The 21,171-nt window shown below is 65.9% G+C and carries 15 protein-coding genes; 10 read left to right on the top strand and 5 right to left on the bottom strand.

All coding sequences use genetic code 11. From position 1 onward, the window contains the following. The first annotated feature begins 27 nt into the window (after positions 1-27). The 4 genes from ABIG06_RS15015 to ABIG06_RS15000 all read left to right on the top strand — a co-directional run bounded on the left by ABIG06_RS15015 (position 28) and on the right by ABIG06_RS15000 (position 6,149). Positions 28-618 (top strand): PadR family transcriptional regulator, encoded by a 591-nt coding sequence (locus ABIG06_RS15015; RefSeq protein WP_036042692.1) that lies wholly within the window; start codon positions 28-30, stop codon positions 616-618. 243 nt (positions 619-861) lie between these two features. Further along, positions 862-4,233, top strand: coding sequence for a hypothetical protein (locus tag ABIG06_RS15010; protein ID WP_370137602.1), 3,372 nt, complete (start codon positions 862-864; stop codon positions 4,231-4,233). Positions 4,234-4,464: 231 nt separating this feature from the next. After that, positions 4,465-5,382 carry a sulfite exporter TauE/SafE family protein gene (locus tag ABIG06_RS15005; protein WP_124161255.1) on the top strand — a complete coding sequence of 306 codons (918 nt, stop codon included), beginning with the start codon at positions 4,465-4,467 and terminating at the stop codon, positions 5,380-5,382. Then, positions 5,379-6,149 (top strand): TIGR02186 family protein, encoded by a 771-nt coding sequence (locus tag ABIG06_RS15000; RefSeq protein WP_370137600.1) that lies wholly within the window; start codon positions 5,379-5,381, stop codon positions 6,147-6,149. Before ABIG06_RS15005 ends, ABIG06_RS15000 begins: the two co-directional genes overlap by 4 nt. Positions 6,150-6,328: 179 nt before the next feature. Here ABIG06_RS15000 and ABIG06_RS14995 read toward each other — a convergent pair whose 3' ends face one another. After that, entirely contained in the window at positions 6,329-7,240 is a 912-nt protein-coding gene (locus tag ABIG06_RS14995; RefSeq protein WP_370137599.1) for a DMT family transporter, read from the bottom strand. A gap of 108 nt (positions 7,241-7,348) precedes the next feature. Between ABIG06_RS14995 and ABIG06_RS14990 the strand changes: the two genes are divergently transcribed. Continuing rightward, positions 7,349-8,212: a LysR substrate-binding domain-containing protein gene (locus tag ABIG06_RS14990; protein WP_370140858.1), complete on the top strand. Its 864-nt coding sequence runs from the start codon at positions 7,349-7,351 to the stop codon at positions 8,210-8,212. 23 nt (positions 8,213-8,235) lie between these two features. Here the strand turns inward: ABIG06_RS14990 and ABIG06_RS14985 are convergent, their stop codons facing one another. After that, positions 8,236-8,493 (bottom strand): hypothetical protein, encoded by a 258-nt coding sequence (locus tag ABIG06_RS14985; RefSeq protein WP_124161251.1) that lies wholly within the window; start codon positions 8,491-8,493, stop codon positions 8,236-8,238. 206 nt (positions 8,494-8,699) lie between these two features. On the opposite strand from ABIG06_RS14985, the gene ABIG06_RS14980 reads away from it, so the two are divergent. Together ABIG06_RS14980 and ABIG06_RS14975 are read left to right on the top strand one after the other, a co-directional pair. Continuing rightward, positions 8,700-11,216 (top strand): glycogen/starch/alpha-glucan phosphorylase, encoded by a 2,517-nt coding sequence (locus ABIG06_RS14980; RefSeq protein WP_370137596.1) that lies wholly within the window; start codon positions 8,700-8,702, stop codon positions 11,214-11,216. 225 nt (positions 11,217-11,441) lie between these two features. Further along, on the top strand, positions 11,442-12,257 hold the full coding sequence (locus ABIG06_RS14975; protein ID WP_124161250.1) for an acyl-CoA thioesterase: 816 nt from the start codon (positions 11,442-11,444) through the stop codon (positions 12,255-12,257). Between the two features lie 121 nt (positions 12,258-12,378). Here the strand turns inward: ABIG06_RS14975 and ABIG06_RS14970 are convergent, their stop codons facing one another. The 3 genes from ABIG06_RS14970 to ABIG06_RS14960 all read right to left on the bottom strand — a co-directional run bounded on the left by ABIG06_RS14970 (position 12,379) and on the right by ABIG06_RS14960 (position 17,690). Then, complete coding sequence (locus ABIG06_RS14970; protein WP_124161249.1) at positions 12,379-13,995, bottom strand: phosphoenolpyruvate carboxykinase; 1,617 nt, start codon at positions 13,993-13,995, stop codon at positions 12,379-12,381. Positions 13,996-14,281: 286 nt separating this feature from the next. Continuing rightward, on the bottom strand, positions 14,282-16,876 hold the full coding sequence (locus tag ABIG06_RS14965) for a CHAT domain-containing tetratricopeptide repeat protein (RefSeq protein WP_370137594.1): 2,595 nt from the start codon (positions 16,874-16,876) through the stop codon (positions 14,282-14,284). Between the two features lie 64 nt (positions 16,877-16,940). Then, positions 16,941-17,690: a HugZ family protein gene (locus ABIG06_RS14960; protein ID WP_370137591.1), complete on the bottom strand. Its 750-nt coding sequence runs from the start codon at positions 17,688-17,690 to the stop codon at positions 16,941-16,943. A 242-nt stretch (positions 17,691-17,932) separates the two neighbouring features. Here ABIG06_RS14960 and ABIG06_RS14955 point away from each other — a divergent pair, with 242 nt between their 5' ends. The 3 genes from ABIG06_RS14955 (at position 17,933) to ABIG06_RS14945 (ending at position 21,155) form a co-directional block, all read left to right on the top strand. Next, entirely contained in the window at positions 17,933-18,634 is a 702-nt protein-coding gene (locus ABIG06_RS14955; RefSeq protein WP_008542552.1) for a response regulator transcription factor, read from the top strand. 203 nt (positions 18,635-18,837) lie between these two features. Further along, positions 18,838-20,634: a stimulus-sensing domain-containing protein gene (locus ABIG06_RS14950; protein ID WP_370137590.1), complete on the top strand. Its 1,797-nt coding sequence runs from the start codon at positions 18,838-18,840 to the stop codon at positions 20,632-20,634. Beyond that, positions 20,631-21,155: an HPr kinase/phosphorylase gene (locus ABIG06_RS14945; RefSeq protein WP_124161248.1), complete on the top strand. Its 525-nt coding sequence runs from the start codon at positions 20,631-20,633 to the stop codon at positions 21,153-21,155. The genes ABIG06_RS14950 and ABIG06_RS14945 overlap by 4 nt, the downstream gene beginning before the upstream one ends. The last annotated feature ends 16 nt before the right edge of the window (positions 21,156-21,171 follow it).

The following is a 21,171-nucleotide window of genomic DNA, read 5'->3' as shown; positions in this document are numbered from 1 at the left end:
CACAAGGTCGAGAACAGGAGGCCGGTCATGGCACTGGGCGACGCAATCCTCGCATGCCTGACGGAACGTCCGATGACGGGCTACGAGCTCGCCAAGACGTTCGACTCCTCGATCGGCTTCTTCTGGAAGGCCGACCACCAGCAGATCTACCGCGAGCTCTCCAAGCTGCGCGACCGCGGCTACATCCAGGGCCGCGAGGTCGTGCAGTCAGGCAAGCCCAATAAGCTGATCTATACGCTGACTCCCGAGGGCCGAACAGCACTGCGGCACTGGGCCGCGCGGCCAAGCACGCCGCCCTCGATCAAGGATGACCTCCTGGTGCGGCTGCATGCGCTCGATAGCATCGACATCGAGCCCATGCGCACCGACCTGATGGCCCGCCTGGAGCACCACCGCGACCGCCACGCCAATTACGAGCGCATCCTGAAGAAGCGCTTTCCGGACGGCACGGCGGAAGGCCGGCTCGACCTCGGCAATCTGCTGCTGCTCCAGCTCGGCGCCCGCCACGAGCAGATGGTGGCTGATTTCTGCGAGGAGGCGCTGGAAGCGCTGTCGGCCATGAGCGGCAAGGCCACGGTGGTGCCGATCGAGGATGGCAAGCGCGAGGGGAAGGGGTGAGGAGCCAGGATTGCTGCGTCGTGGCCGGGCTCGTCCCGGCATGACGGTTTCGCTGTCCCCAGTTCCCCCCGCCCAACTTTAAGACACCCGCGCCGCATTCCTTAACTCGTTATTTACCGTAACAGGAAAAAGTCGGTTTTCGAGGCAGACGACCCGCGCCAAATTCGATTGTCTTTGCAACCGGGGCGCGTGGGAAGGCTGGAGGCGCCGGGTGGGGCGCCGGAGTCGGAACCGGACAGAGTCATGAATTCGCGCGTATCGTGGAGTGTTGACGGCATCGATCCATCCGTCCGGGAGCGGGCCGAAGCTGCTGCGCGCAGAGCCGGCATGTCACTCAACGATTGGCTGAACTCCACGCTCGGCGAGACGGCATCGCCCAACTTCCGCGGACCTTACGAGCAGCGTCCGCAGCACATGCCGCAAGGACCGAGCCAGGAAAGCCGCGAAGTCGCCGATATCCACCAGCGGCTCGACGCGATCACCCAGCAGATCGAACGGATTTCCAAGCCCGCCCCGCGCCAGGACTCTTCAAGATCAGACGTCTCGCGCGAGCAGGGCGTCGCGCGTCAGCTCAACGATGCGATCTCGCGGCTCGATGCGCGCCTGTCGCAGATCTCCCGCCCGCAGCGGCAACCGCAGCAGCCGCAGGCCCCCCGCCCCGCGCCGGCCGACACGCGCCAGCGCCAGGCCGATGCGGTCGAGCGCGCGACCGCGCAGGTCTATCGCAGCTCACCGCCCCTGAGCCCGGCTTCGTTCGACGTCGCGGTCGCCGAGATCACCGCACGCCAGAGCGAGCTCGACGGCTTTGCGCCGAGGCACATGCCGCCGCGTGCCGCGCCGTCGCTTGCGCCCGCGGCTCCTTACGCGCCCCCCATGGCGCCGCCCGCGCCCGCCTATGCTCCGCCGCCACCGCAGCCGGGGCCGGATTTCTCATCGCTCGAGCGCCACCTGCTCAAGATCACGAGCCAGATCGAGTCGCTGCAGCGTCCCGACAATACCGAGCAGGCGATCAACGCCTTCCGCAGCGAACTTGCCGAAATCCGTGCCGCCATCACCGAGGCGATGCCGCGGCGCGCGATCGAATCGATCGAAAACGAGATCCGCTCGCTGCACCGTCGCATCGACGAGACGCGGTCCAACGGCACCGACGGCCAGGTCCTCTCGGGCATCGAGCATGCGCTGTCCGACATCAAGCAGGTGCTGCGCACGCTGACGCCGGCCGAGCAGCTCACCGGCTATGACGAGGCGATCCGCAATCTCGGCGCGAAGCTCGATCTGATCCTGCGCGCCAATGACGATCCCTCGACGGTGCAGCAGCTCGAAGGCGCGATCTCGGCGCTGCGCGGCATCGTCTCGAACGTGGCTTCCAACGAGGCGCTGGCACGGCTTTCCGAGGACGTGCAGCTGCTGTCGTCCAAGGTCGACCAGATCACCCGCGCCTCCGGCCACGCCGACAGCTTCGCGGTGCTGGAGCAGCGCATCGCCGCGCTCACCGCCGCCCTCGAAACCCGCGAGCGGCCTCAGCCATCCGAGAGCACCGAGCACCTCGAAGCCGCGATCCGCGCGCTGTCGGACCGCTTCGACCGCATGCAGGTCGGCAACGATTCCGCCTCCACCTTCGCGCATCTCGAACAGCGCGTCTCCTATCTGCTGGAGCGGATCGAAGCCGCCTCCGATCCGCACAACGGCAATTTGAGCCGAGTCGAGGACGGGCTGCACGACATCCTGCGGCACCTGGAGCGACAGCAGGCGACCTATGCCGCGCTGGCCGAGAGCCGCAGCTCCGCTCCGCCCGCGGATTCCGGCATGGTCGATCTCGTCAAGCGCGAGCTCGCCGACATCCGCTTCAGCCAGTCCGAAACGAACCGTACCACCCAGGACTCGCTGGAAGCGGTCCACAGCGCACTCGGCCATGTCGTCGATCGCCTCTCCATGATCGAGGGCGACCTGCGCACGGTACGCACCGCGCCTCCGGCTCCCGCGCCAGAGCCGATGTCCATGCCGATGGCCGCGCCCATGCAGCCCGCGCCGATCGCGCGCGAGCCGCAGCAGCAAGCACAGCAGCCGAAATACGATCCGAAGCCCGAGCTTCCGAATCCGGCCGCGGCGCAAGCCGCCTTCGCCGCCGCGCCGCGCGAATTCCACGCTGCTGCCCCCACGCCGCCGCCGGTTCCGCCGCGCGCGATCAGCGAAATCCTGGAGCCGCATACGGCGCCGCGCACCGCGCTCGCGCCGGAATTGCCGCCGGATCATCCGCTCGAGCCGGGCACGCGGCCGGGCGGACGCCTCGCCACGCCGTCTGAGCGCATTGCCGCCTCCGAGAGCGCGATCAGCGGAATTCCCGCCGCGCCGAAAGAGCCGGTGTCGTCGTCGAGCTTCATCGCGGCCGCGCGACGCGCCGCGCAAGCCGCGGCCGCGCAGCCCGAGAAGACCGGCCGCGCCGCCAAGGCAGGGGCTGACCGGTCCAAGGAAAAGGCTAAGGACGACGGCTCGACCATCACCTCGAAGATCCGCTCGCTGCTGGTCGGCGCGAGCGTGGTCGTGATCGTGCTCGGCACCTTCAAGATGGCGATGAACCTGCTCGAAGGCGGCAGCCCGCCGCCGGCGCCGCAGGCCATGGACGAAACGTCCAGCCAGCCGGCGCCCCTGGCCCCGCCGCCCCCGGTCGAGACCAGGCCCGCCACGCCCGAGCAGGTCACGCCGTCGATGACGTCGCCGACGCCGATCGGACGGCAATCCCAGATCAACGCCGCGCCACCGCCCGCCGCCATTCCGGGCAACTCAGCCTCCGTCGAGATCCCGCCAGCGCCTGCCGCGGCCCCGCCGGCCTCCAGCGACGTCACCGGCGCGCTGTCGGGCACGAGCCGCGCCAAGCTCGGGCTCGTCCAGGTGCCGCCGAGCGAGAGACTGCCTGACGGAATCGGCGGCCCCGCCTTGCGCACCGCCGCGATGAAGGGCGATGCAACTGCGGCCTACGAGATCGGCGTGCGCTTTGCGGAAGGAAAGGGCGTCGCCACGAATTACGACGAAGCGGCGAAATGGTACGACCGCGCGGCGCAGGCCGGCGTGGTGCCCGCGATCTTCCGCATCGGCACGCTCTACGAAAAGGGCCTAGGCGTGAAGAAGGACGCCGACATCGCCCGCCGCTACTACACCCAGGCCGCCGAGCGCGGCAACGCCAAGGCGATGCACAATCTCGCGGTGCTCGACGCCGACGGTAGTGGCCGCGGCGCCAATTACAAGAGCGCGGCGCAATGGTTCCGCAAGGCGGCCGATCGCGGCGTCGCCGACAGCCAGTTCAACCTCGGCATCCTCTATGCCCGCGGCATAGGCGTCGAGCAGAACCTCGCCGAATCCTACAAATGGTTCAGCCTGGCGGCCGCGCAGGGCGATGCGGACGCGGCCGGCAAGCGCGACGACGTCGCCAAGCGTCTCGACCCGCAATCACTCGCCGCCGCCAAGCTCGCGATCCAGACTTTCAGCGCCGAGCCGCAGCCGGATGACGCGGTCAACGTCGCGACGCCTGCCGGCGGCTGGGACACCGCGCCGCAGGCAAGCGCGAAGCCGGCGCCGAAGCAAGTCGCCACCAAGCGCTCGGCCTCGGCGGCGCAGTAAGGTAACGAGGAAGGTCGGGCCGCGGTTCGCGGTGCCCACCTCCCCGACGCGGAGAGGTGAACCGAGACGCTGGCTCGCGCCGATCCAACCAATCAATCGCAGCCATTCACCACGCGCGAAGTTCCCGGTCCCGCCCACCAGGGAATTCCGCTATTGAGGGGCGCGGCAATCGTTCCGCCCTTTCCGCGAGCATTCCGCGTTGGTCGATCCGTCTCGCCGGTGCGTGGCTCAATGCAGCTTTACCTCCCGATCGCCGATCTTCCGGTCAACGTCTTCCTGGTGCTCGCCATGGGGGCCGCGGTCGGCTTCGTCTCCGGCATGTTCGGAATCGGCGGCGGCTTCCTGATGACGCCGCTGCTGATCTTCATCGGCATCACGCCGGCGGTGGCGGTTGCCTCCGTTGCGAGCCACATCGCGGCCTCGTCCTTTTCCGGCGCCCTATCCTACTGGCGACGGCGCGCGATCGATCCGGCGCTGGCAAGCGTTCTGCTCTGCGGCGGCGTGACCGGCACGGCTCTCGGCGTCTGGACGTTCACGCAGCTGCGCGCGCTGGGCCAGCTCGATCTGATGATCGCGCTGTCCTATGTCGTGCTGCTCACCACCGTCGGCAGCCTGATGTTCTCGGAAGGCCTGCGCGCGTTGATGCGGACCCGGCGCGGCGCGCTGCCGCCGCGGCGCACGCACAATTGGATCCACGGCCTGCCGCTGAAGATGCGGTTCAAGCGCTCGAAGATCTATCTCTCGGTCATCCCCGTGGTGGTCGTCGGCATCGTGATCGGCTTCATCGGCGCCATCATGGGCATCGGCGGCGGCTTCATCCTGGTGCCGGTCATGATCTATCTGTTACGGGTGCCGACCTCGACGGTGATCGGAACCTCGATGGTGCTGACGCTGGTCACGATGCTGTTCGCGACCATGCTGCACGCCGTGACCAACCACCTCGTCGACGCGGTACTGGCCCTGATCCTGATGGTCGGCGGCGTCACCGGCGCGCAGTTCGGCGCCCGGGCCGGCCAGAAGATCCGCGGCGAGCAGCTGCGGTTGCTGCTCGGCCTTTTGATCCTCTCGGTCGGCGTCCGCTTCGCGATCGAGCTGGTGATCCAGCCCTCGGATCTCTTCACCATTCGCGAGCTGGGAGTGAGCGGATGACGCGCGCGCTTCTCGCCCTCCTTATCGTCCTGCTGCTCGCCGGCGCTGCGCGGGCCGAGCGACTGATCGTGTCGGTCTCCAACCATCGCGTCACGGTGACGCCGAACTATTCCGGCGAGGAGCTGGTGCTGTTCGGCTCGGTCGAGAGGGACGCCGCGACGCCGCCCGACCGCACGGCCTACGATCTCGTCGTCACCGTGATGGGCCCGCGCGCCGACATGGTGACGCGGCGCAAGGAGCGCACCTTCGGCATCTGGATCAATACCGACTACCGGCAGTTCCTGCAGGTGCCGAGCTATCTGGCACTCTTCGCCAACCGCCCCTTCGATGCCATCACCTCGCCCGAGATCGCACGGCGGCAGCAGATCGGGCTCAACAACGTGCTGCTGACCCAGCGGGTCGGCGGCGATTACGCCGACGTGGTGCCGAACGATGCGTTCCGCTCGGCCTTCATTCGCTTGCGCACCCAGCGCGGCCTCTATCGCGAGGATGGAAGCGCGGTGACGTTCCTAACCCCGACGCTGTTCCGCACCGGCATTCCACTGCCCGCGGAGGTGCCGATCGGGACCTATGAAATCGAAATCAAGCTGTTTGCGAACGGCGCATTCATCGGCAAGACCGAGACCGCGTTCGAAATCGTCAAGGTCGGCTTCGAGCAGTTCGTCGCCACTACCGCACGGCAGAACGGGTTCCTGTACGGTCTCGCCACGGTGGCGATGGCGCTGATGACAGGGTGGATGGCCTCGATAGTGTTCAGGAAAGACTAGCCGCACACTCCGTCATTGCGAAGACGCACCACTTTCTCCTCTCGTCATCGCCCGGCTTGACCGGGCAATCCAGTATCCAAGAGACCCTCGTTGGATAGCTCGCCCTCACAACAACCGCCTCGGCGTACTGGATGCCCCGGTCAAGCCGGGGCATGACAGTTGAGATTGTGGCGGCTTCCTCACGCCGCTCCCTTCGCCGGCCGCGTCACCAGATAGATGCCGAGCGCGACCGGAACGATGCCGAGCAGGTCCCGCGCCTCGACGTGCTCGCCGAGCACGAGGAACGCGAACAGCATGCCGAGCGGCGGCATCAGGAAATGATAGGCGCTGGCGGCGGTGGCGCCGCACACCTCCAGCAGATGAAACCAGAGCCAGTAGGCGAGGATCGAGCCGCCGAGCACGAGGAAGGCGAAGGCACCGATCAGGCTCGGCGTGTAGTCGATCGCGTTGACATCGGCGAAGGTGAGCGCGACCGGTGCCAGCACGATGCCCGCGGCGAGGTTCTGCACGCCGTTGCCGATCCATAAGGACCCCTTCGGCGCCAGCAGCTTGAACAGGATGGTGCCGGAAACGAGCGAGGCCAGCGAGGCGAGCGTGAAGACGATGCCGGGCAGGGAATCGGTGCCGACTGATAGGCGATGCCAGACGATCGCCGTCACGCCGATCACGCCGAGCAGGAGGCCGCTCGCCTTGCGCCAGGTCATGCCTTCGCCGAGCAGAATCGCGGCGAGCGCCGCCGTGAACACCGGATTGGCCGAGACGATCAGTCCGCCGAGGCCGGCGGAGACCGATTGCAACCCGGTGTAGCCGAGGCCGAGATAGAGCGCGTTGTTGGCGATGCCGAGCACGGCGAAGACGGCGGCGTCGCGCCAGGACAATGACCAATCGTCGCCGCGGATCAGCGTCGCAACGAGAATCAGGATGCCGGCCAGCGAGAAGCGGGCCGCGAGCAGGATCAGGGGCGGGCAATGGGTGACGCCGATCTTGCCGGCGACGAAGGCATAGCTCCAGAGCAGGCAGAACAGGCCGATGGCAAACGGCAATGTGGTGAAGCGGCTGCGGGGCGCGGGAAGCGAGGTGGCGAGCGACATGGGGGCATTCTCGGATGTTTTTTCTTGCCCTCGATCTAGAGGGATCGCTTGTCATTTGGAAATTAAATGATTAACTCAGCTTCAGTGGATTTTCGAATGAAGGCAGCCGTGCTCGATCTCGACCTCCTGCGCAGCTTCGTCTCGGTGGTCGAGGCCGGCGGCTTTACCCGCGCCGGCGCCCGCGTCCACCGCACGCAGTCGACCGTGAGCCAGCAGATCAAGCGGCTGGAGGAGGATGTCGGCCAGCAGCTGCTGCACCGCGACGGCAAGGACGTGCGCCCGACCGAGGCCGGCGAGCGGCTTCTGTCCTATGCGCGGCGGTTGCTCACACTCGCCGAGGAGGCGCGCGACGTGCTGCGCCAGCCTGGCGGCGAAGGCGCGATCCGGCTCGGCATCCCCGAGGATTTCGCGGCGTACCGGCTGCCCAGATTGCTGGGTGCGTTCTCGCGCTCGCATCCGGGTCTGCGGCTCGACGTGCGCGCCGACCAGAGCAAGCACCTGGCGCGCGATCTCGAACGCGGCGAGCTCGATCTTGCGCTCTACAAGCGCGAGGCCGGCGGAAAGGACGCGATCGCGGTATGGCCCGAGCGGGTGCACTGGGTCACCAGCAAGAGCCATCCGGTCGACGTCAACGTGCCGTCGGTGCCGCTGATCGGCTTTCCGCTCGGCTGCCTCTATCGCGCCGGCGCCATCCACGCGCTGGAAAGCGCGGGCCGCACTTGGCACACCGCCTACACCTCATCGAATCTCGCCGGCATCCAGGCCGCCGTTGCCGCCGGCATGGGCTTGAGCATCCTGTCGGAGATGTCGATCCAGTCCGAGCACCGCGTGCTGACGGCGAAGGAGGGCTTTGCGCCGATCAACAAGACCGAGCTCGCACTGATGGCTGCGCCGGATGCCAGCCCGGCAACGCTGCGGCTTGCGAATCGTCTCGCCGAGTTTTGCGATACGGTGCAGACGAAGGCGGCTTGAGTTCGCCGGATCTCGGGCGGCTTTCAATTCGCCGCGGACAGCAGCTTGTCGCCGCACGCATTTGCGTAGAACTTGCCGCCGCATTGCCGCTTGATCGCAGCGCAGCGGGCTGCGGGCGACGCTTTCTGCGGGACCGTGAAGCCGCAGCTGAGACCGTCGGCGCTGCGACCGGATTTGCCGGCGGCAAACGCCGCACTGGTGACGCTGATGCAGACGACGAGCAGGGCCGCAGCGGCGATTTCGATCGGCAGTCGCGTCAGCAGTCGTGTCAGCGGTCTCATGGGGCGGCTCCTCCACACTGATGGCTGAATCTTTCGTAATCTAGCACCGAATCCCGGTTTCTCCGTGCTCGCCCGGGTTCCCAACTCGGCCCGTTCCTTGCATAAATTCGCGCCAGCGCAGTGCACGACCGCACGGGCGGCAGTTCCGGTGCAAGGGCAGGACGCGTAGATTGGTAAGAGTTCTTTCGACCCAGGAAGTGACGGCTTTGCAGGATACATCGTTCCAACCCAGTTTTCCGGCCCCCGGACAGCCCATCGACGAACTCGCGCTGGCTGAGATCAAGGGCGCGATCCTGGCGAAGCTGCGCCTTGCCATCGGCAAGGACGCGGGGATGGCGACCAAGCACGACTGGTACCAGGCCGCCGCACTGGCTCTGCGCGACCGCATCGTGCATCGTTGGCTCACGGTCGAGAAGCACAGCTACGATGCCGGGCGCAAACGGGTCTATTATCTCTCGCTCGAATTCCTCATCGGCCGCCTGTTCACCGATGCGCTCAACAACATGGGGCTGCTGAAGATCTTCGAGGTCGCGCTCGGCGATCTCGGCGTTTCGTTGTCCGAGCTGCGCAAATGCGAGCCGGACGCGGCGCTCGGCAACGGCGGCCTCGGCCGGCTCGCCGCCTGCTTCATGGAGAGCATGGCGACGCTCTCGATCCCCGCGATCGGCTACGGCATCCGCTATGATTACGGCCTGTTCCGCCAGATCATCAACCAAGGCTGGCAGCAGGAATATCCCGACGAATGGCTGAGCTTCGGCAATCCCTGGGAATTGCAGCGGCCGGAGGTGATCTACGACATCAATTTCGGCGGCGGCGTCGAGCATGTCGACGACAAGGGCCGCGACCGCGCCATCTGGCATCCGGGCGAGACCGTGCAGGCGATCGCCTATGACACGCCGATCGTCGGCTGGCGCGGCCAGCACGTCAATGCGCTGCGGCTGTGGTCGGCACGCTCACCCGATCCGCTGAAGCTCGACGCCTTCAACAAGGGCGATTATGTCAGCGCCAGCGCCGAGCAATCACGCGCGGAGGCGATCTGCAAGTTCCTCTATCCGAACGACGACAGCCCTGCGGGACGTGAGCTGCGACTGCGCCAGGAATATTTCTTCGTCTCGGCCTCGCTGCAGGACTTGGTGAAACGGCACCTCGCCTCCGACGGCCAGCTCCGCAGCCTCGCGAGCAAGGTCGCGGTGCAGCTCAACGACACCCATCCGAGCCTCGCCGTCACCGAGTTGATGCGGATCCTCGTCGACTTGCACAATTTCCGCTGGGACGAGGCGTGGAAAATCACCGTTGCCGCACTCTCCTACACCAACCACACGCTGCTGCCCGAGGCGCTGGAGACCTGGCCGATCGAGCTGTTCGAACGCCTCCTGCCGCGGCATCTGGAGATCATCTACCGCATCAACGTGCAGCATCTGGCCCTTGCGGAGGCGCGCTGCCCCGGCGACATCGACTTCCGCGCCTCGGTATCGCTGATCGACGAGAAGAGCGGCCGCCGGGTGCGCATGGGCCAGCTCGCCTTCGTCGGCTCGCACCGCATCAACGGCGTCTCGGCAATGCATTCCGACCTGATGCGCGAGACCGTGTTCCACGATCTCAACCATCTCTATCCCGGCCGCATCACCAACAAGACCAACGGCATCACCTTCCGGCGCTGGCTGATGCTGGCAAACCCGAAGCTGACCGACCTGTTGCGCGAGACCTGCGGCGATGCCGTGCTCGACGACCCCACCCAGCTCTCGCTGATCGAGGCGCGCGCCAGCGACGTCGAGTTCCAGAAGAAATTCCGCGGCGTCAAGCATCACAACAAGACGGCCTTGGCGCGCCTGATCGGCGAGCGGCTCGGCATCAAGGTCGATCCGAGCGCGCTGTTCGACGTGCAGATCAAGCGCATCCACGAGTACAAGCGCCAGCTGCTCAACGTCATCGAGACCGTCGCGCTCTACCAGTCGATCAAGGACGAGCCAAACGGCAATTGGGTGCCGCGGGTGAAGATCTTCGCCGGCAAGGCGGCGGCGAGCTATCGCTACGCCAAGCTGATCATCAAGCTGATCAACGACGTCGCCGAAATCGTCAACAACGATCCCGCGATCGACGGCAAGCTCAAGGTCGTGTTCCTGCCCGACTACAATGTCAGCCTCGCCGAAGTGATCATTCCCGCAGCCGATCTCTCCGAGCAGATCTCCACCGCCGGCATGGAAGCCTCCGGCACCGGCAACATGAAGCTGGCGCTCAACGGCGCCATCACCATCGGCACGCTCGACGGCGCCAATATCGAGATCCGCGATCATGTCGGCGCGGAGAACATCGCGATCTTCGGCATGGAGGCCGGCGACGTGATGATCCGCCGCAAACAGGGGCTGGACGCCTCCGACGTGATCCGCAATTCGCCGAAGCTGCAGCGCGCCATCAACGCGATCGGTGCCGGCGAGTTCTCGCCCGGCGAGCCCGGCCGCTTCGAATCCATCGCGCATGCGCTGCGCTATCTCGACCATTACATGGTCAGCGCCGATTTCGATTCCTATTACGAGGCGCAGCGTGCGGTCGATGCGCGCTGGCTGGTCTCGTCGGCATGGACACGCGCCTCCATCCTCAACGTCGCGCGCATGGCCTGGTTCTCCTCGGACCGCACCATCCGCGAATATGCCGAGGAGATCTGGAACGTGCCGGTCAACCCGACCACGCCGCTGCTGCCGAATCTGCGCGACGCCGCGGGCTGATTTTCCGCGGCGTGGAAGCGGCGTTACCTGCGAGGTTATTGCATCTCGGCAAACGGATGATGATATGATCGTCATCATCCCCAGCCGGCGCCGGGTGATAGCGGCGCCGCAACCTCAACCACTGTCATTGCGAGCGCAGCGAAGCAATCCAGACTGTCTCCGCGAAAAGACTCTGGATTGCTTCGCTGCGCTCGCAATGACGCCGGGACGCATCGAGGACCGACAATGCACGCCAAGCTCCCGCACCCGTTCGACGACGCCACCCGCGTCACCGCCGGCGACTCCAGCTGGCAGGGGCACACCAGCGACTACTATTGGGCTTTCGTCGGCCCGTTCGGCGGCGCCACCGCCGCGACCATTTTGCGGGCGCTGATCGAGCATCCGCAAGCCGCCGGCGATCCGCTCGCCCTCACCGTCAATTACTGCGCGCCGATCGCCAAGGGCCCGTTCGATCTCGACGTGCGGCTGGTGAAGGCCAACCGCTCCAGCCAGCACTGGAGCGTCGAGCTCAGCCAGGGCGGCGGCGAGGTCGCAACGCTCGCCACCGCGGTGTTCGCCGAGCGCCGGCCGTCCTGGGAGCACAGGGTGGCGAAGGCCCCGGACGCCAAGCCGTTCGAGGAGACGCTGCCGTTCCCCAAGATTTCGGCGTCCTGGGCCAATCAGTACGAATTCCGCTTCGTCGAGGGCGAGATGCGGATCGGCCCGCCGCAGGCCGAGCTTGCCAGCACCTATTCGAAGATCTGGATCAGCGACCGCACGCCGCGCAAGCTCGACATGCTGTCGTTGATGTCGATGTCGGACGCCTTCTTCGGCCGCATCTTCCACGCCCGGCGCGAACTGGTGCCATTCGGCACGGTGTCGCTGACGACCTATTTCCACACCGACAGCGCAGAGCTCGCGAGCGAAGACATCACCCGCGTGCTCGCGACGGCCGATTCTAAGATCATGCACAAGAGCTATGCCGACCAGAACGCCGAGCTCTGGTCGCCGAACGGCAGGCTGCTCGCAACCACGACGCAGATCGCCTATTTCAAGGCGTGAGCTTTCTCCCCAGCGTCGTCCCCGAGAACGCGGGGACGACGCCGAGTATGTGCTTTGCGCTCGTGCGACAAACAAAAAAGGGCGGCCTTGCGGCCGCCCTTTTGCATTGACGACAGAGCGCTTACTCCGCTGCCAGCTTCAAGTCCGGCGCGGCAGCGCGCACCTCGGCGTCGACCTGGGCTTCGAACTTGGCGAAGTTCTTCTGGAACATGCCGACCAGCGCGCGGGCGGTCTTGTCGAACTCGTCCTTGTCCTTCCAGGTGTTGACCGGGTTGAGGATCTCGCTCGGCACGCCCGGCAGCGCGGTCGGGACCGCGAAGCCGAAATATTTGTCGGTACGGAATTCGACGTTGCGCAGGCTTCCGTCGAGTGCGGCGGTGAGCAGCGCGCGCGTCACCTTGATCGGCATGCGCGAGCCGACGCCATATTTGCCGCCGGTCCAGCCGGTGTTGACCAGCCAGCAGTCGACATTGTGCTGGGCAATGAGGTCGCGCAGCATGTTGCCGTAGACGGAGGGGTCGAGCGGCAGGAATGGCGAGCCGAAGCAGGTGGAGAATTCCGGCTGCGGCTCGTTGCCGAGACCGCGCTCGGTGCCGGCGACCTTGGCGGTGTAGCCGGAGAGGAAGTGATACATCGCCTGCGCCGGCGACAGCTTTGCGATCGGCGGCAGCACGCCGAAGGCGTCGGCGGCGAGCATCACCACGTTCTTCGGCTGCGGCGCGCGGCCGGTGCGCGAGGCGTTCGGGATGAAGTCGAGCGGGTAGGCCGAGCGCGTGTTCTCGGTCTTGGAGCCGTCGTCGAAATCGACCACGCGGGTATCCTCGTCGAGCACGCAGTTCTCGAGCACCGCGCCGAAGCGCGTCGAGGCCGCATAGATCTCCGGCTCGGCTTCCTTCGAGAGCTTGATGCACTTGGCGTAGCAGCCGCCCTCGAAATTGAAGACGCCGTTCGGGCCCCAGCCGTGCTCGTCGTCGCCGATCAGCGTGCGGTTCGGATCGGCCGACAGCGTGGTCTTGCCGGTGCCCGACAGGCCGAAGAAGATCGCGGTGTCGCCCTTGGCGCCGACATTGGCCGAGCAGTGCATCGGCATCACGCCGCGCTCGGGCAGATAATAGTTCAACGTGGTGAAGACCGACTTCTTCATCTCGCCGGCATAATAAGACCCGCCGATCAGGACGATCTTGCGGGCGAAATCGATCGCGACGACGTTCTCCGAGCGCACGCCGTGGCGTTTAGGATCGGCGCGGAAGCTCGGCATGTCGATGATGGTGAGCTCCGGCACGAAGGTCGACAGCTCGATCGCCTCGGGGCGGATCAACAGCGTGCGGATGAACAGCGAGTGCCAGGCGAGCTCGGTGAAGACGCGCGTCTTGATCCGGTAGGCCGGATCGGCACCACCGTAGAGATCCTGCGCAAACAGCTTCTTGCCTTCGGCGTGCTTGAGGAAGTCCTGGTAGAGCGTCTCGAACTGCTCCGCGGTGATCGACTGGTTGCCGGCCCACCACATCTTCTTGTCGGTGGTGGCGTCACGCACCGTGAACTTGTCCTTCGGGCTGCGCCCGGTGAACTCGCCCGTGTCGGCGCAGAGTGCACCGTCGGCGGACAGCACCGCCTCACCCGCCGCAAGCGAGTATTGATAGAGTTGCGGCGCACCGAGATTCCAGTGCACCTGTTTGAGATTCTTTAAGCCGAATTTGTCGACGCCGAAGGCACCGTTGCGCACGCCCGTCTCTTGCACGAAAGAATCCTCCTAGAACCCGCGACACTCAGCGCGACAAGTTTAGCGCCACCGCGGTCATCTTCATCAATGGGCCGTTCGGCCTCGGCTGAACGACGTAATACTGATGAACGCTGGCGTTGCCAAGCTGATCCCGCAGGATTTGGTTTAATCAAGGACCGCGCCAAACGTCGCGCATGTCAGCTCTGAGCGGGCGCATCAAGAAAAGTACGAATGATCGCGCAACCAAATGCGCGTTTGCGCGTTACTTCCGGTTATTGCGTCGCACAATCCGTGTAGCGGCTTCCTATCTTACCTCGCCCTCGCCGATCAGCGCGAACGGTCCCCACATCGCGGGATAGGCGTTGCGTGGTGACGAGACGTCGTCGAGATAGGTTAGCATCGCGCGGCGCAAGGCTTCGGAACGACCGATCCTTGGTTCGTCCTTGAGCAGCGCAAACGTCGATGTGGTCAGGCGGGTGGCAGCTTCCGAATCCACGGCCCAATGCGAAACCAGCAGCGCGCGGGCACCTGCGTAGAAGAACGAGCGTGCCAATCCCGACAGCGCCTCCGCACCGGGCTTGTCGCCCGCGATGGTGTTGCAGGCCGACAGCACCACCCAATCGGCGTTGAGCTTGAGCTGGGCCACTTCGCTCGCGGTGAGTAGACCGTCGTCGAGCTCCGACGGCTCATCCGGAATGGAGAGTGCGAGCGAGGGCTCGCCCAGTCCCTTGACGTCGCCGGCAACGAGGCCGTGGGTGGCGAAGTAGATGATGCCGTATTGGGCAAGCGCTGCACGCTTCAACGTCGTTTCGCTGGCATCGCGTCCGAGATGGATCTCGACCGCGGCGGCGCCGACGTCCCTCGCCACCGCATTCAGTTCGTCGGCGGTGTCGGGCAGCTGCGGCAGCGCCTGCGCCAGCCGCGCGCGATCGACGCCAGCGCCGCGCCAGAACTCGGCGTAGGCCATCGTTGCGATGCCGCGCGCGGCGATCTTGCCGCTTGCGGCGCGCCGGTCGGCAGGACTTTCGGCTGCAGGGTTGAACATGGGATCGCCGAAGCCCGTCATCGGCTTGACGCCGTGATCCCTGCGGGCAAAGGCACGCAGCGATTTCAGGCTGATCACCGACGGCAGCACCGAGACGGCCTGACGCCGCAGCAGCCAGGCGGCGTCGCGATAACCTTCTGGCCGGTCCGGGATCGCCGATTGCGGCTTCTCCGTGACCAGCAGATGAAACGGCAGTGCGGTCAGCGCGGCCGACGGCACGACCAGCAGGCTGCGCTTGTCCTTCGTCAGCGCCTCCACGGGGCCGAGCAGCGCGACATAGAGCTCGTTCGCGAGCGCAAGATCGAACAATCCCAATTTACCGGAGGCATCGCGCGCTTTGCCGACATCCAGGCCCCTGCGGAAGGCGGCCACCTTCTGCGCCAGCGCATCCGCTCCGAGAGAAATTTCCTTCCAGTCGACGCCGTCGCGCGTGATCGCCACGACATAGCTCCGACTGTCGACGACGGAATAGATCACCGTCGCCTCGTCGGCTGAGAGCAGCGGCTGGACCTCCTTCACGGTCAGCGGCTGCGGGTTGGAGAGCGAGGCATAGTCGGGAAACTCGATTGCGAGCGTCTTCTGCAATCCATTGCGCGCGCTCGCGATCGCCGCGATCCGCGCGCGGCTGCGCTGCTCGGCCGCGACGTCGCGCTGCGCGGGCGGCTTCGACACCGCCGCGACGATCGCCTTGTCGAGCGCGTCGGATTCGGCCGCGAGATCCTGATCCCTGCGTACGAGCTCGGCGAGCCGGTCGCTGCCGGCGGCGAGCCGCACCGCGAGCTTGTTCACGGCGGAAGCGGCAGAGGATTGCGTGCCGCGCTGGATCGCACCGAGCGCATCGTCGAGCGCCTTCTCGTCCGCCAGCAGCGATTGCTGCCGGGCAGCGAACAGGATCGGCAACACCACACGCAGCTGGGCACGATTGGCGGCGAGCGTCTTCTGTGCGAACGGCAGAGCGTCCGCAGTCCGTCCCGTCGCCTGAAGGAAATGGGCGAGATTGCTCGTCGAAGTCGCGACATCGGGATGATCCGGTCCGAGTGCACGCTCGCGGATCGCCAGCGCGCGACGATAAAGCGGCTCGGCATCGGCATGACGCTGCTGGTGCTCGTAGAGCCCGGCGAGATTGTTGAGCGAGCGCGCGACGTCGGGGTGTTCCGGCCCCAGCACCTTCTCACGGATCGCGAGCGAGCGCTTGATCGGAGCCTCGGCATCGGCGTCGCGATTGAGGTCGCGATCGACCTGACCGATGTTGTTGAGGACGGTCGCGACCGCGGGATGCTCGGGCCCGGCTGCTTTCCGATAGATCGCGAGCGCACGCCGGAACAGCGGCTCGGCGTCGGCAAAGCGCTCCTGCTTCACGTAGAGCGTGGCGAGGTTGTTCAGGGCCCGGCCGACATCGGGATGCTCGCGCGGCAGGCTCTTTTCGCTGACGGCGAGCGCGCGCTTGAACAGCGGTTCGGCTTCGGTGAAGCGGCCCTGTCGCTGATACAGCGCGGCGAGATTGTTCAGCTCCGGCGCGATCAAGCCGGTATCGAGGCCGAGCGACTTTTCCATCAGCGCAATGGCGCGCTTGTAGACCGGCTCGGCCAGATCGTCGCGGCCCTGACCGGCATGGACCTGGCCGAGATTGTTGAGCGCGGCGGACAGTTCGCGACCGTCGTTGGCCTTCTCCAGGTTCGCGACCATAGCCTGCGCCAGGGGCAACGCTTCCGCATATTTGCCGGCTTGATTGAGTGCGTTGATCCGCGCCCCCTGTGCGGCGAGATCGCCCTTCTGGGCGGGGGCCGGGGTGGCAAGCAACGTGGTGATCGCGAGCGCCAGACCCGCGGCCCATGCCATACGATGTCCCGTCATGGCCCCTCTCGCTGCGAGCCCGAAAACCTTCACGGTCATGGGTCGCAGCGACGGGTAGCCGCGTTCAAGTCGTCGCGCCCTGGTCCATCTTCTTGCGCGCTTCGGCAGCGAGGCGGACCAGCATCTTGCGCAAACCCGTGCCGTCCGTCACCCGCTCCGGGAAGTCCAGCCGCAGTGTGGTTTGGCCGTCCTGCATGTCGAGGCCCTCAGGATCGCAGCCGGTGCAGCGCCAGTCGCCCTCGGTGGCGCCGAGGAGCATTGTTGCATAGAGGTTCATGGCCTCGCGATGGTCGGCATTCATGTGCTCGACGGCGCCCTCCTCCGCCGCCAGCAGGTCCTCGGCGCCGGTGAGGTCCGTGAGAAACTGATCGGGCCTGAGGTCGACGATGCGGCCGAAGCCCGCGACCAGATGGGTTCCCGTGGGCCGGATCAAGAAGAAGGCGAAATCCTTAAACGAAACAAAGCCCTCCGCCGATGGATGGGCAATGAGATACCGTCGCCGCACCAGATCCTTGTCGCTATCGGCCTCCTCCGCCCGGCCGGACAGCATAATCCGGGCGCCTTCCAGGGGATCGCCGGCCACGCGCTCGTCCAGCATCAGCGAGACCCGGCTGTCCGCGAGGACGTTCCTTGTGTGCACGGCGAGGCGCGAGATCAGCAGGATAGGCGATCCATCCGGGTGGCTGGCGAGGTTGACGAGGGAACAATAGGGATCGCCGCTGCCGGTCATCAGCGTCGCCAGGGCCCCCTGCCGGGACCGCCGCAGCAGCGATTTGGCGAGCTTTCCGGGGTCGAAATCGGGAGTCGGCTGCATCGGCTTTCTCGGGTCAGGTGGTTGCATGAGGGGCCTTCTTTCGGGTAAACGAGAGTCCGGTTATGGGTCGAGATGCGGCGAATCTGCCGTGTTTCGTGGAACTTGGTCACACTTCAGCCCAGCTTGCATTGCTCGGTGACAAGGTTTCGAACGCCAACTTCGGCACCCATGTATGCGGCGCATCACTGGATTGCTCGCCGTTTCAAGCCACGACCCAAACGGAAAGCAGAAAGCAGAGGCTCATGCCCACAATCGCTTTGGTCGACGACGACCGCAACATTCTCACATCCGTCTCGATCGCGCTGGAAGCCGAAGGCTACCGCATCATGACTTACACCGACGGCGCCTCGGCCCTCGACGGTTTCCGCACCACCCAGCCCGATCTTGCCATCCTCGACATCAAGATGCCGCGCATGGACGGCATGGAGACGTTGCGCCGCCTCAGGCAGAAATCCGACCTGCCGGTGATCTTCCTCACCTCCAAGGACGAAGAGATCGACGAACTGTTCGGCCTCAAGATGGGCGCCGACGACTTCATCCGCAAACCGTTCTCGCAGCGCCTCCTGGTCGAGCGCGTCAAGGCGGTGCTGCGCCGCTCGGCGCCGAAGGACCCGACCGTCGCGCCGAAGGAGAACGATGCCAAGGCGCTCGATCGCGGGCTGCTGCGCATGGATCCGGAACGCCATACCTGCACCTGGAAGAACGAGCCGGTAACGCTGACCGTCACCGAATTCCTGATCCTGCAGGCGCTCGCGACCCGGCCCGGTGTGGTGAAGAGCCGCAACGCGCTGATGGACGCCGCCTATGACGACCAGGTCTATGTCGACGACCGCACCATCGACAGCCACATCAAGCGGCTGCGCAAGAAGTTCAAGGTGGTCGACAATGAATTCGAGATGATCGAGACGCTCTACGGCGTCGGCTACCGCTTCAAGGAAGCCTGAGGCTCAGGCAGCTTCACGAAAGACGAGAGCATCGCCGGTTCTGATTCCATCGGGACCGGGATCGCTCCAGAGCGCGATGAGATCATCACGTTTCAGATTATCGTTTGAGCATGATCCTTTCGGAAAACCGCTACACACTTTCCCGGATCATGCTCTAGGATGCGGGGACCTTCTCGCAAGCTGTCCTAACGCGGGCGTAAGCATTGCTGGACCGAACGCAGCCTGATCCAAACCAGAGCGCCGGGGATATCGCATCCGACGGCGTTCCGGAGCAGTTTGCCGAAGACAAGCCGCAGGGCTGGCGGCCGCTGAACTGGCTGAAACGCGCCGGGCAGTTCTTTTTCGCGCTGTCCTTCTCGAGCCTGACCCGCCGCATCGTCTCGCTCAACCTCGCCGGCCTCGTCGCGCTGGTGGCGAGCATCCTGTACCTGTCGCAATTCCGCGCCGGCCTGATCGATGCGCGCGCGCAGAGCCTTTTGGTGCAGGCCGAGATCATCGCCGGCGCGATTGCGGCCTCCGCGACCGTGCAGACCAACGCCATCACCATCGATCCCGACAGGCTGCTCGACCTCAAGCCGGGCGAGACCTATGGCGGCTCGGACGAATATTCGCCGCTGGACTTCCCGATCAATCCGGAGCGCGTGGCGCCGGTGCTGCGCACCCTGATCTCGCCGACCAAGACGCGCGCCCGCATCTACGATCCGAACGGCAGCCTGCTGCTCGACAGCCGCAACCTCGAAAACGTGCTGCGCTTCGATCTGCCGCCTCCGGCCGAGAAGCCCGGGATCGTCGAGCGCGGCATGGTCGCGGTTCGCACCTGGCTGAACCGGGGCGACCTGCCGCTCTATCGCGAGCTTGGGCCCGAGAACGGCAATGGTTATGCGGAGGTCGGCGACGCTCTGCAGGGCCAGAAGCGCTCGATGGTGCGGGTCAATGCACGCGGCGAGGTGATCGTGTCGGTCGCGGTCCCGGTGCTGCGCTCGCGCGCGATCCACGGCGCGCTGATGCTGTCGACGCAAGGGGACGACATCGACCAGATGGTCACCGCCGAGCGCCTCGCCATCCTGAAGGTCGGCGGCGTCGCCGCCGCCGTCATGATCATGCTGTCGCTGCTGCTCGCGAGCACGATCGCCGGACCCGTGCGCCGGCTCGCCGACAGCGCCGAGCGCGTCCGCCGCCGCATCAAGGCCCGCATCGAGATTCCGGACTTCACGCGCCGCCGCGACGAGATCGGCCACCTCTCCGGCGCGCTGCGCGACATGACCAGCGCGCTCTACAGCCGCATCGAGGCGATCGAGATGTTCGCCGCCGACGTCGCCCATGAATTGAAGAACCCGCTGACCTCGCTGCGCTCGGCGGTCGAGACGCTGCCGCTGGCGCGCAACGAGAACAGCCGCGCGCGCCTGCTCGAAGTGATCGAGCACGACGTCAAGCGGCTCGACCGGCTGATCTCCGACATCTCCGACGCCAGCCGCCTCGATGCCGAATTGCAGCGCCAGGATGCGATCCCGGTCGATCTGCGCCGCCTGCTGACGACGCTGGTGTCCGTCGCCAATGAAACCAAGCTCGGCCACGACGTCGCGGTCGAGACGCGCTTCGAGGGCCGCAGCCCGAACGACACTTTCTCCGTGACCGGCCATGATTCACGGCTCGGGCAAGTGGTCTCCAACCTGCTCTCCAATGCGCAATCGTTCTCGGAAGCCGGCAGCAAGGTGCGCCTCACCTGCCGCCGCGTGCGCGGCGAGATCGAGATCGTGGTCGACGACGACGGCCCCGGCATTCGCGACGACGCGCTGGAGCGCATCTTCGAGCGCTTCTACACCGACCGTCCGCATCAGGGCTTTGGCCAGAATTCCGGCCTTGGCCTGTCGATCTCCAAGCAGATCGTCGACGCCCATGGCGGACGCATCTGGGCGGAGAACCGTCCTGGCCCGCTGGATGCCGACGGCGCTCCGACGGTTGCCGGTGCGCGCTTCGTGGTGAGGCTGCCGGCGCTATGAGCGACGACGGGTCCAGCGTTCACGCCTCCGCCGTCAAGGTCGGATCTCTGGCGGTGCTGATCCGCGGGCCCTCGGGCTCCGGCAAGTCGCGCCTTGCCTTTGATTTGATCATGGCGGGACGCTCGGGCGTGGTGGAAAGGGCCGTTCTGGTCGGCGATGACCGTGTCCATCTGGCGACAGTCGGCCACGAAATTGAGGTGCGGCCCGCGCCGGTCCTGGCCGGCCTGATCGAGATCCGGGGCCTGGGGATCCGCCGCTGCGACTTCGTGGAGCATGCGACTGTCGGTCTCGTAGTCGATCTGGACGCGGCGGATGCGGAGCGCCTGCCACCGGCGGAATCCCTGAAGACAAGCATTTTTGGTGTCGAATTACCGCGAGTCGCGGTCGGCCGCGGCTATTCGCCCCTCCCCCTGGTTGTTGCGGTCTTGACTACTACCAAGAGTTCATCCTCCGTTAACCTTTCCGGCGATTGTTTGAAGGGAAATTGTAACCATATCAACCCCAGTATCGCGACCGAATAGACCGGCGCAGCTCCCC

Source organism: Bradyrhizobium sp. USDA 326 (assembly GCF_049739485.1).
Taxonomy (GTDB): Bacteria; Pseudomonadota; Alphaproteobacteria; order Rhizobiales; family Xanthobacteraceae; genus Bradyrhizobium.
The sequence above is the reverse complement of the archived record's forward strand: the minus strand, read 5'-3'. Positions and strand labels throughout refer to the sequence as shown.